Genomic DNA, 1,762 nt, shown 5'->3' with positions numbered 1-1,762 from the left:
CAAGACTGTTGCCGCCAAGAAGGGTACTGACCCTTACTTCTTCCTGCTTCAGGCTCTGGACGAGGCTGGCGTTGACCCCACGACTGTAACCATTGAAAACCTGGCTCACGCCGATGGCAAGACTGCACTGTTCAACGGTTCCGTTGATGCATGGGCTGGTCTTGACCCCATCCTCGCTGGTGCTGAGACCGAGGGTGCCCAGTTGATCTACCGCAACGTGGACTTCAACAGCTACGGCTTCCTCAACGCAACTGAGTCCTTCCTTGAGAAGAACCCTGACATCGCTCAGGTTGTGACCAACGTCTACGAAGAAGCTCGTCAGTACGCAATTGCAAACCCTGACGCCACATACGCAGTTCTTGCAGCTGCTTCTGGTTTGAGTGTTCCTGTTGCTAAGGCAGTAATTACGGAGCGCACACTGATCGACATCAACCCCATCCCTGGCAAGAAGCAGACCAAGCTGCTCAAGACCATCGGTAAGGTCTTCGTTGCTAACGGTGACGTGGCAACTCAGGCACAGGTTGATGAGGCTCTCAAGACCCTCTACGACACCACCTTCATCAAGGTTTCCTACAAGAACATTGATGTGAAGGCAACCGAGGCTGCTGAAGCGAAGTAATTCGCTGAAGTAATCACAAGGAATACGAAGCATGAGCACGACGACTGATCTCTCGCCCAGGGCACAAGCCAGGGGTAAGGCTGCCCGCCAGGGTGGGGGATCGGTTCGTCGTGCTCGCTTCACTTCCACCCGAGGAGGTCAACTCCTCATCAGTGCCATACTCCCGATTGCCATCCTGCTGGCGTGGCAGATCACGTCCAGCCTGGGCATTTTCACGGTGGGGCAGCTGCCATCGCCTGAGATGGTGTGGCTTGCTGGCGTTGATTTGATTCAACGCGGTCTGCTGGGTCCCTTCATCGGCATCTCCGTTCAGCGTGTGCTGATTGGTTTTGCTATCGGAGCTAGCCTGGGCTTGTTCTTCGGGGCAATCGTTGGTTTGGCCAGAGTGTGGGATTTCTTCTTTGGATCCACCTTCGGTGCGATTCGTGCCGTTCCTTCCTTGGCGTGGGTTCCTTTGTTGCTGCTCTGGCTCAAGATCGGTGAAGAATCCAAGATCACCCTTATTGCGATCGGGGCGTTTTTCCCCGTGTACACAACGGTTGCTGCAGCGCTGCGTCACGTGGACAAGCAGCTCGTTGAGGCTGGCCGTGCTTTCGGTCTCTCCGGTGTCCAGCTCTTCACGACGGTGCAACTACCCGCCGTTGTTCCCTCTGTTATTTCTGGTTTGCGCCTGGCTTTGGCCCAGTCTTGGCTCTTCCTCGTCGCTGCTGAGTTGATTGCGTCCTCTGCAGGTCTTGGTTTCTTGTTGCTTGATTCCCAAAACAACGGCCGCACGGACCGGGTCATTCTTGCCATCATCTTGCTAGCCGTCTTCGGTAAAACAACTGACGCTTTGCTGGGTCTCTTCGAGAAGTGGGCTGTTCGTCGCTGGGCTTAGCTCAGTGTGACGAAGAGCTCTAGACTTTCACCATGGCTTACGACGTAGAGAAGAACGACGACCAGTGGCGCGCAGAACTTTCTGCTGAGGAATACGCAGTCCTGCGTGAAGCAGCGACTGAACGTGCCTGGTCCGGTGAGCTCCTCGATGAGGACCGTGCTGGCGTTTACACCTGCAAGGCCTGCAATAACGAACTCTTCACCGCGGGCACCAAGTTCGACTCTGGTTGCGGTTGGCCTTCGTTCTATGAATCCGTTCGCCCCGAA

The 1,762-nt window shown here is 55.5% G+C and carries 3 protein-coding genes; all 3 read left to right on the top strand.

From position 1 onward, the window contains the following. A partial coding sequence (locus Q0362_RS05470; RefSeq protein ID WP_298120905.1) for an ABC transporter substrate-binding protein occupies positions 1–619 on the top strand: 619 nt, incomplete at its 5' end. Between the two features lie 31 nt (positions 620–650). Next, positions 651–1,496 (top strand): ABC transporter permease, encoded by an 846-nt coding sequence (locus Q0362_RS05465; RefSeq protein WP_298120902.1) that lies wholly within the window; start codon positions 651–653, stop codon positions 1,494–1,496. A 32-nt stretch (positions 1,497–1,528) separates the two neighbouring features. Continuing rightward, positions 1,529–1,762: peptide-methionine (R)-S-oxide reductase (locus tag Q0362_RS05460; RefSeq protein ID WP_298120899.1), on the top strand; the 234-nt coding region annotated here is incomplete at its 3' end.

Origin of the sequence: uncultured Aurantimicrobium sp. (assembly GCF_936931525.1) — a bacterium.
In the GTDB taxonomy this organism is placed as follows: domain Bacteria; phylum Actinomycetota; class Actinomycetes; order Actinomycetales; family Microbacteriaceae; genus Aurantimicrobium.
The sequence above is the reverse complement of the archived record's forward strand: the minus strand, read 5'-3'. Positions and strand labels throughout refer to the sequence as shown.

Bases quoted from the DNA above. Each gene is read 5' to 3' on its own strand.
- Q0362_RS05465 (WP_298120902.1), top strand. From the start codon at position 651: ATGAGCACGACGACTGATCTCTCGCCCAGGGCACAAGCCAGGGGTAAG.